7 protein-coding genes and 4 pseudogenes are annotated in these 8245 nt (G+C 68.0%); 4 read left to right on the top strand and 7 right to left on the bottom strand.

The window, feature by feature from the left end:
* Nucleotides 1–52: 52 nt before the first annotated feature.
* Nucleotides 53–310 (bottom strand): helix-turn-helix transcriptional regulator, encoded by a 258-nt coding sequence (locus E1265_RS10295; RefSeq protein ID WP_132929952.1) that lies wholly within the window; start codon nt 308–310, stop codon nt 53–55.
* 510 nt (nt 311–820) lie between these two features.
* Between E1265_RS10295 and E1265_RS10290 the strand changes: the two are divergent.
* Nucleotides 821–1749: pseudogene (locus E1265_RS10290) on the top strand (hypothetical protein).
* A pseudogene (locus tag E1265_RS38840) lies at nt 1746–2141 on the top strand (ATP-binding protein); the annotation flags it as partial. The pseudogenes E1265_RS10290 and E1265_RS38840, both read left to right, overlap by 4 nt.
* Nucleotides 2142–2156: 15 nt before the next feature.
* On the opposite strand, the gene E1265_RS10280 reads toward E1265_RS38840, so the two are convergent.
* Nucleotides 2157–2510 (bottom strand): DUF317 domain-containing protein, encoded by a 354-nt coding sequence (locus E1265_RS10280; protein WP_132929951.1) that lies wholly within the window; start codon nt 2508–2510, stop codon nt 2157–2159.
* A 191-nt stretch (nt 2511–2701) separates the two neighbouring features.
* Between E1265_RS10280 and E1265_RS10275 the strand changes: the two genes are divergently transcribed.
* On the top strand, nt 2702–3406 hold the full coding sequence (locus E1265_RS10275; RefSeq protein WP_132929950.1) for a nucleotidyltransferase domain-containing protein: 705 nt from the start codon (nt 2702–2704) through the stop codon (nt 3404–3406).
* 43 nt (nt 3407–3449) lie between these two features.
* Here E1265_RS10275 and E1265_RS10270 read toward each other — a convergent pair.
* The 3 genes and pseudogenes from E1265_RS10270 to E1265_RS38830 form a co-directional block, all read right to left on the bottom strand.
* Nucleotides 3450–4407, bottom strand: a pseudogene (locus E1265_RS10270) (FAD-dependent oxidoreductase).
* Between the two features lie 76 nt (nt 4408–4483).
* On the bottom strand, nt 4484–4726 hold the full coding sequence (locus tag E1265_RS38835; protein WP_243740669.1) for a hypothetical protein: 243 nt from the start codon (nt 4724–4726) through the stop codon (nt 4484–4486).
* Nucleotides 4727–4920: 194 nt separating this feature from the next.
* Nucleotides 4921–5280, bottom strand: a pseudogene (locus tag E1265_RS38830) (class I SAM-dependent methyltransferase); the annotation flags it as partial.
* A 97-nt stretch (nt 5281–5377) separates the two neighbouring features.
* Between E1265_RS38830 and E1265_RS10260 the strand changes: the two are divergent.
* Nucleotides 5378–6235: a hypothetical protein gene (locus E1265_RS10260; RefSeq protein WP_132929949.1), complete on the top strand. Its 858-nt coding sequence runs from the start codon at nt 5378–5380 to the stop codon at nt 6233–6235.
* Here E1265_RS10260 and E1265_RS10255 read toward each other — a convergent pair.
* Together E1265_RS10255 and E1265_RS10250 are read right to left on the bottom strand one after the other, a co-directional pair.
* On the bottom strand, nt 6223–7080 hold the full coding sequence (locus E1265_RS10255; protein ID WP_132929948.1) for an aldo/keto reductase: 858 nt from the start codon (nt 7078–7080) through the stop codon (nt 6223–6225). The two genes, E1265_RS10260 and E1265_RS10255, sit on opposite strands and share 13 nt — an antisense overlap.
* The gene (locus E1265_RS10250; protein ID WP_132929947.1) at nt 7014–8210 is read right to left on the bottom strand and encodes a cupin domain-containing protein; all 1197 of its coding nucleotides are present in this window, start codon (nt 8208–8210) and stop codon (nt 7014–7016) included. The genes E1265_RS10255 and E1265_RS10250 overlap by 67 nt, the downstream gene beginning before the upstream one ends.
* Between the last annotated feature and the right edge of the window lie 35 nt (nt 8211–8245).

The raw sequence follows: 8245 nt of genomic DNA, 5'->3' as shown, positions 1-8245 counted from the left end.
GTGCAAGGGGGCGGCTCCTGGTCGGGAGGTTGGGGAGGGCTGCGTGGGCGGCTCAGGCGGCACCCGGCCCCTGGAGGAGGGCGGCGGGTGACACCTGCAGGGCTGCGGCGATGGCGACGAGGTCGTCGATATCGCATCGCCGCTTGGCGAGTTCGATGCGGGACAGCATTGTGTTGGACATAGGACGGCCCAAAGCGGTACGTCGCGCGGCGAGTTGGCGCTGCCCAAGGCCGCGTTCCGTGCGGAGGATTTCGATGGTGCGAGCCGCCAGCATTCCTGCGGGTCCTATTTCCAGAGATCGTGCTGCCATGGCTCCAGTTGTAGCGTGCATTCGCCGGTTTGGTTAACCGGCGATCGTCGGCTATGTTGCGCCGCGCTCAATCGGTGAGCGAGGTGGTCGGGGTGCTGCGCAAGGCCGGATACCCGAACGGGTCCCAACACAAGAGACCCTCTCTGACATGGGGTGTTGTGTTGTAGCTTCGCCGCTCGCGGGGTGTCAACGGCTTCCGGATGTGATCCTTCCGGCTCGGGACTCGGGGCAACTATTTGGTCAACCGCCGATCGTGCCCTACCGTTTTCGCACCGCCCTCGCCGACTCGGTTTCCAGCGGCATTTCTGCCGTGAGAGATTGCGCCGGATAGGGCTGGACTTGCGCGCTGCGGGTGTGGCTATGTTGACGACACCCCGGAAAGCGCGAGCGGCCATCAACGCTCCCGCGTCAACGGCCGTACATTCCCGCCCTTCACACCCGTCTCCGCCCCCGACCGACGGTGAACCGTGGGCACCCAGCCCACCGGCCACCGAGTGAGGACCACCCCTCTTGGCACGAATCCGCACCATCAAGCCCGAAGCCTTCGTCTCCGAGTCCCTGGCCGCCGTCTCCCTGACCGCCGAGCGCACCTTCTTCGGCCTCTCACCCAGGCTGACGACCAGGGCCGCCACCGTGACCACGCCGCGATCATCGCCGGGCAACTGTGGGTCCTGCGCCCGGAACACACGCCCTCCGCCGTCGAGCAGGACCTCGCCCAGCTCGCCGACGCCGGGCTGATATGCCGCTACAAGGGCACGGATGACAAGCGCTACCTGCACATCGTCACCTGGCGGCAGCATCAGAAGATCAACCGCCCCAGCGCGAGCCGCCTGCCAGCCTGCCCGCGCCACGACACGCCAGCCCCCGCGTCCGGCGTCGGCACGCCGGCTGCGGGGGCTGGCGTCACGGAGCCCGCACCGCTGTCTCCCGGAGCCCTCCGTGAGGGCTCAGGGCAAGTACGCAACCCTGCGGTGAATCCCGCTCCGAATGGCGAACCTGCAGGTCAGGACGATTTCACGGAGTCCTCCGTGATGAAGCAGGGAGGGCTCGGCGCCGGAGCGGTGACGCCTCACGGTCCGGATCTAGGACCTAGGATCATGGATCTAGGAGATACCCCTTCGGGGGGCGCGAGCGCCCCCGCACCTCGCGCCGTCTCGGCCAACCAGCTCATCGCCGAGTACGCCGCCGCTTGCACACACCGGCCACCCAAGGACGTCCTGGGCCATCTCGGCCAGCAGGTGCGCAAGCTGCTCGACGAGGGCATAGCCCCCGATCACATCCGGGCCGGACTCGGACTGCACCGCGCCAAGGGCCTGCACCCCAGCACGTTGCCGAGCCTCGTGCACGAAGCCATGAACGCGGCGCCCGCCGCGCCGGTTGTCCACAGGGCGTGGACAAACCCCGCCGATGTCGAAGCCGCCTACGGAGGTGACCTCTGACCGCCACCCTCACCCGCGAGCCCCACCGGGTCGGCCCGCTGGCCGACCGGCTCAACGGCATCCTTGCCAGTCGCGGCATCGACCTCGCCAGCGCGGCCGTCGAGGAAGGGCACGCCGAGCCCGTCACCGCGCTGGAACTCGCCGACGCCAGGATCCCCGCCCGATACCGCCGAGCCCTGGCCGACCACCCGAAGGTCACCGCCTGGGCCGACGAGATCGCCCGCGCCGGACGCCCCGGCCCCGGGGGACCGGGCATCGCCGAAGGCCCGTCGCTGCTGATCGCCGGCCCCACGGGCACGGGCAAGACGTACCAGGCGTACGGCGCCATCCGCACCTTGCTCACCCGTGGGCTACCCCGTCTCGCCTTCACCAGACAGACGACGAGCGCCGACTCGAGCCTCTGGGTGTCACACCCGCTGGGAGGTCTCCAGCACGCGAGCGGCCGCGGCGGCCACGACATCCGCCGGCGTCTCGGTATCGAAGGAAATCTGGTAGCCGCGCACCTTGGCCGTTCCGGTGACGGCGATCTTCCACCCCTCGCCGTCGGTGCCAGGACGCCCGAGCGGGAACCAACCAAGGTAGAAGCGACCGTCCTTCGAATTGACATGCACGTCCGCGCGGTCGTCCACGACCAGGTGGAAGTCGTCGGCGGAGAACTGATCCATCACAAGCGTGGCCTGGCCCGGGCCGAGCAGCCACTCACGCAGCCGCAGGGCCTCGACAGTGGTGGAGAATCCGGGGCCCGAGGACGCCGTAGTCACGGGCAATCACCTCTTTGACCTGGTGTTTTACGAGAAGGTCGTCTAGGTTCACATGCCGCTGCAGCGTTGGCCAGCCATTCGTGGATCTTTGCTGTCTGCCCCCGGTGAACTGAGACGCAAAGTGCAAGGTATTGCAGTCCAACCGCGGAAAACGACGTGCGTGCGGCGAGGGCCGTGCGGATAGTTGCCGCATGGATGCGATCGAGGCCGCACGCGCCGTCGTAGCTGAACAGCACCCCGAAGCGCGCGCCGCGTTCCTGGGCGGCAGCGTCGTGACGGGCCGCCGCACGGCAACGTCGGACCTCGACATCGTGGTCCTGCTCCACGGAGCCCCAGCCCCGTACCGCGCGAGTCTCCAATACGCCGACTGGCCGGTGGAGATGTTCGTGCACACCGAGGCGACGTGGCACGCCTACGTCGAACGGGAACTACGCAAGCGCCGGTCACCACTGCTGTGGATGTGCGCCGACGGGCAGCTGCTCTTCGACACCGACGGACTCGGAGCACTCCTCGCTGCACAGGCCCGGAAGCTGACCGCCTCCGGACCACCCCCGGCGTCGGCGGAAGAGATCGATGACCGCCGCTACGCGATCACCGACCTCCTGGACGACCTCGCGGGAAGCAACGACCAGAACGAGCGCCTGTTCATCTCGACCGAACTGGTCCGACGCACCGGTGAGCTCGCGCTGGCCGTTGGCGGTTCCTGGGGAGGCGGTGGGAAGTGGCTGGCACGCCGCCTGGGGACCACCGCACCGGGGCTCAGCACACGCCTCCACCATGGCCTACAGCAGGTACTGGGCGGGACAGTAGAGCCCCTCACGGCCGTCGTGGACGACGTGCTCAGGCAGGCCGGTGGCCGGTTCTGGGTCGGCTACAAGCGGGCTGGAGCTCCCTGAACGATCCCGCGCGCCGGACGTCGCAACGTCTGCTCCTCTACGCCTAGATCACTTGACGGAAAAGCAACGCCCGAGTCTCCTCGGCGCACCCCCACGACAGCGTGACGCCGGCGCCTCCATGCCCGTAGTTGTGCACGACCAGGGTGCCGTCCTCCCACCGGCCGCTCTCCACACGGATCGTGGCGCGGGTCGGCCGAGCGCCGATCCTGTGCTCCAGGACGCGGGCCTCGGCGAGGCGGGGTTCGACCTCGGCGCAGCGGGCGAGGATGCCGGCCGCCGCGTTGTCATCGGGGGCAAGGACGCCCTCGCCGTCGATCGCTGTGCCGCCCAGCACGACGGTGTCACCGTGGGGGTAGAAGCAGAGCAGATCCGGTGAGAGCCCGGTGTCCTCTGAGAAGAACTCGGTCAGCCCCGGGTTGGTGACCACGACATGCTGACCACGGATGGGTCGAAGGGCAGGGTCGGGAACCAGGTCGCGTGCCCCGAGGCCCGCGCAGTTGACGATCATCGAGGCCGGACCGACGTCCGAGAGCAAGGTCAGCCGTCGCTGCTCGATCACTCCCCCGGCATCATGCAGCCGGCGCAGGAGGTAGTCGAGGTAGGTGGGCATGTCGATCAGTGGCACGGTGAACCGGTAGCCAGCCGTGAACCCTGTCGGGAGTTCGGCAGGCGCGCACGGCCGGAAGCCCGGAAGGGTCGTGGCCCAGGCCGGCGCGGCCTCAGCCGTCCGGGACGCCTATGCCTCTGGTGAGCCGGACGCCCGTCGCCGGGTCCTGAGCCAGATGCCGGAAGATCTCCAGGGACCGTTGTCCCCACTGTTCGACCTTGTCCTTCGGCTCGACCAGGTACGGACCCCACATCGCCCCGGCCGCCAGCGACGTGACACCAGGCACCTGCTCGGCGATCACGTGCACCGACGCCCCGGCCTCGGCGAGAACGACGGCGGTGGTGAGCCCTGCCACCCCACCCCCGACTACGACAACGCGCTCCCGTGCGGTCATGTACCTGACCCTAAGCGCCGAGGTTCTCACACGGCGTGTTACGCGCCGCGCCAAGCCGCGTCTCGCAACGCCGCACTCACCTCCCACTCCGCCGCCCAAAGCGGATCAGAAATTCGTTCTCCTCAGGGAAGGTGTCGTCCTCGCTGAGGGCCGCGAGCCGCTCCTTGACTGCGGTCTCAAGTGTCGGCAGCCGGTCGCCGAAGAGATGGGGTGCGGCGAATGAGGTGGAGTAGAGGTAGCCGAGGATGCTCTCGGCGGTCCAGGTGCGGCGCACGGGGATCCGCGCCTCCTCCACCCGATCGAAGGGCGACTCCTCCATGATCTCGCTGTACGGCGGTTGTGATGCTGAAAGGTGCCGGAGCCCGCGCGCCGTTCCTCGCCCAGGAATTTCCTGACGACGTCCCGGACGGCTTCCTTCCACGGACTGGTCGCGGTCCAGAAGTTGGTGTCCCCGAAGATGGCCACCAGACCGTCGGGTGCGACCTGATCGTCCAGGTGGGCCAGGACGGCGGGCTGGTCGAGCCAATGGAACGCACGGCAGATCGTGACCAGGTCGGCTTTCCAGCCGGCGGGTGGCACGAAGTCCTCTGCGGTGCTCTCGATGAGCGACAGGTGCGTGCCTTCGGGCAGCTTCGGGCGCAGCGCCGATTCCGCCACAGTCAGCATGTCGGCATCGTTGTCGATGGCGATGATGTCGTCGAACCGGTCGAGCAGTGCCTCGGCGACCAGTCCGGTGCCGGTGCCGACGTCCAGCAGGCGACGCCGACCCCCGGACCGGGACGGAGCGGCCTTGTCCAAGGTGTCGGCGACGTCTTCCGGGATGCCGGGGCGGAACTGACGGTAGTAGCCGGCGGTTCCTGTGAACAGACTCATGTGATCACGTCCCGTGAGGTACTGGAAGTAGCCGAACGTAGCCGCTGGTTCCTCGTGTTGGGCTACCTCTCGCCGCCCCGCTGCTACGGTCGCGTGTATGACGCTCTCGGTCTCCACGAGTCAGGCTGTTGACCTACGCGTACAGCCGGTTGACAAGGTTCTGGATCGCGTCGCGCGGTCTCTGCAGGTGCGATTCCTCCCGGGTACGGTGGTACGAAAGCGCCGGTCCGTGGGAGCCAGGACAGACCGCGATACCTGGGTCCGCATCGAGCGACGCTTGCTCGACAAGATCGCCGATCAAGGATGGAACGGCACCGAATGCGCCGCCCGCTTGGATGGCGTCACCCAGCCGACATGGCGGGGGTGCGTGGTCTGGCGGGACGTTGGCGAACCGGTCATGTGGCGAGCTGACGAAACCGACCTCCTGCCAGCCGCTCCCGTCGGAAGCGCCATTCTGAGTGAGGACCCCGAACTCCCGGACGAGTGGTGGGATGGGTTGAGCGCCTCTCTGGACGCGCTGGCAGCGCACCAGACGAGGCGGGTCGCTACCCCTGACACCGACACCATCACCCAGGCGTCGGTCACTGAGTCCATCCGAGCTGTCTTTTCCGGCGACTTCGATACGACCGTCCAGCGTTGGTTGCCGGCCCACGCCGACCTCAACTGGGCCAACGTGACGGCGCCGGTGTTCAGTCTCTTCGACTGGGAGGACTGGGGGAACGCCCCACAGGGGCTTGATTCCGCCTCGCTGTGGGGGAGCTCGCTTGCCGTCCCGTCTCTGGCCGATCGTGTACGGCAGGAGCGTCGGCGGGACTTGGAGAGCCGGGACGGCAAGCTGATGACGCTGTTCGTCTGCTCGAAGATCCTCGGGCCGTACGCGCACCCGGAGGATCCTCGGTTGGAGCCCGCGCGGCGCATGGCCGGGCAAGTCATCAAGGACCTTCAGGAGGACTGATCACCCGAGCGGTCGCGAAGGAGCCTCCGGTACTCCTGCACGGTTCGCTCCTCCACCTGGCCTGCCAGCGCTCCAACGAGTTCCCCCAAGTGGGCCGGTTCGTCGGTGCCCACGGCGATGGAGCCAACCCGCGGGAGGTGGTAGGCGGTTCTGAACGCTGCTTGTACGCGGGACAGCCGGCCGCCGGCCTGAAGGAAGAGGCACGGGTCGACCCTGTCCCACACGGAGGCACTGGTGGCGCCCCCAAAGGGGCTCATCCCCCAGACTTCGCCATCGCTGAGATCCCAGGCGTCGATGAGGGTGTCCGCTGCGTCCAGCGTTCTGGCTCCGACCAGCAATCCGGCGCGGACCATGAGGACCGACGGCCTCGGCACGGCCGGCGCGACCATGCTCAGAAGCGGGGACGGATCCCACGACGCGACGCCCCACGCGGTGCACAGCCCCTTCGCTGTTGCGTCATCCAGGGCCGTACACGCCGCAGCTAGCAGATCCTTGTTGTACGGCACGGCTTCCCGGAGCGACTGTTCCGGATTGTGCAGGAACACAATGTCCGGCGCACGTCCGAGGTCTTTGGCCGCCTCTTCCACGGCCGCCTTCAGCCGCACGGGATCCAGGGAGTGCTCCGCCCCATCGGGTCCCGGGAAGTAGCCGACTTTCGTGGAGACCGTGAACTTCGGCAGCAGGTCACCGGCTGTCCGAGCCAGGATCTGGTGCGAGCGGAAGCTGGCGTAGTTGGTGCTGGTGTCGAGCGCAGTGACGCCCAGATCCAGCGCGCCGGTCAGGAGCCGGCGTTCGTGACGAGACCGGTGTAGCCCGAGGACAACTCGGGGGTCAGGACCGCGCACAACTCCTCCTCCACCAGGATCTCGGCGACCTCCGCCACTTCGGCCCCGACGAGGGTCGCAGCCTGTTCCAGCACGACCGGCCTACCGCTCAGGAGCAAACGCAGCGCCGGCAGAGCCTTGGCCGCGAGGGTCAGCTTCTTCCCCGAGGCCAAGACGTCGACGGTCTCCCCGCTCTCCTGGATCCGGGGAGGGAAGTGGGTGGTGCACACCACGGCATCCAGCGGCCCGAGAATGTCAAGGAAGGGCACGTGCCGAGGCAGTGTCGTCTGTTGCTCGTACGCGGCCAGGTAAGCGGCCGGGGAGCGCTCGCCGAGCAGCGTCGTGGCGGCCTCGGTAAGAGGTGCCCTGTCGGGGCCGTGCCAGCGGTCCAGATCGTGCCTGAAGATCTCGTGCTCGCGGCACCAGTCGGCAAGCCAGGCGAGCCAACTGGCGCCGGTGCGTTTGGTGATGCCGAAGGTGACGTGGAGGCTCTTCCCCGAGCCGCTGCCGGTCCGGGTCGCCTGGTGCCAGTAGCCTCGGGGGATGTGCATGACATCGCCTGTCCTCATCACGCCGGACCAGATGATCTCGTCGCTCGGCGTGCCGTTGGGGTCGGAGTCCCGGTACATGGGGACCTTACGGGAAGCCGCGCGCACCTCCCACTCCTTCTCCCCGGCGAGCTGCACGATCACGACGTCGTGGTCGTCCCAGTGCAGGGGGAAGCCGGCGGCGTCGTTCGTCGTCAGGTACGCGTTGACCTGCACGCGCTCATGGGACCACCACTGCAGCGCCCTGCACGCGACCTCCATCGTCGGGTCGAAGACGTTGGCCTGGTCGAGGATGAGCGTCGAGCCTTCCCGCAGGAGGTTTCCGAGGCTGCGCATGTTGACCATGGGGATGCTCTGGCCCCGGGGACTGACGCTGTCGGTGTAGTAGACGGCCGGGTGCACCTCCACACCCTTCTGGAAGCACCGGAACTGGGGGCGGTTCAGGCTCCTGCGCATGGCAATGTCGAGCAGCCGGTTCGGGGTCAGGAGGCGGGAGAGGAGCGCGGGATCGTCCAGACCGCCCCGCGCGAAGCCCTTGCCCAGCTCCTCGGCCCCGCTCCACCCGAGTGCTGTCTCAATCGCGGTGATCAATCGATGTTCCATCGCTGTGCCTCCAACGGTGTGGTCGCCTGATGCGG

This window comes from Streptomyces sp. 8K308 (assembly GCF_004348315.1).
Classification (GTDB): Bacteria; Actinomycetota; Actinomycetes; order Streptomycetales; family Streptomycetaceae; genus Streptomyces.
The sequence above is the reverse complement of the archived record's forward strand: the minus strand, read 5'-3'. Positions and strand labels throughout refer to the sequence as shown.

Excerpts from the sequence above, each read along its gene's own strand:
- E1265_RS10275 (WP_132929950.1), top strand. The coding sequence starts at position 2,702 with ATGGATGCGATCGAGGCCGCACGCGCCGTCGTAGCTGAACAGCACCCC.
- E1265_RS10295 (WP_132929952.1), bottom strand. The coding sequence starts at position 310 with ATGGCAGCACGATCTCTGGAAATAGGACCCGCAGGAATGCTGGCGGCT.
- E1265_RS10250 (WP_132929947.1), bottom strand. The coding sequence starts at position 8,210 with ATGGAACATCGATTGATCACCGCGATTGAGACAGCACTCGGGTGGAGC.
- E1265_RS38835 (WP_243740669.1), bottom strand. The coding sequence starts at position 4,726 with ATGGAGGAGTCGCCCTTCGATCGGGTGGAGGAGGCGCGGATCCCCGTG.
- E1265_RS10260 (WP_132929949.1), top strand. The coding sequence starts at position 5,378 with ATGACGCTCTCGGTCTCCACGAGTCAGGCTGTTGACCTACGCGTACAG.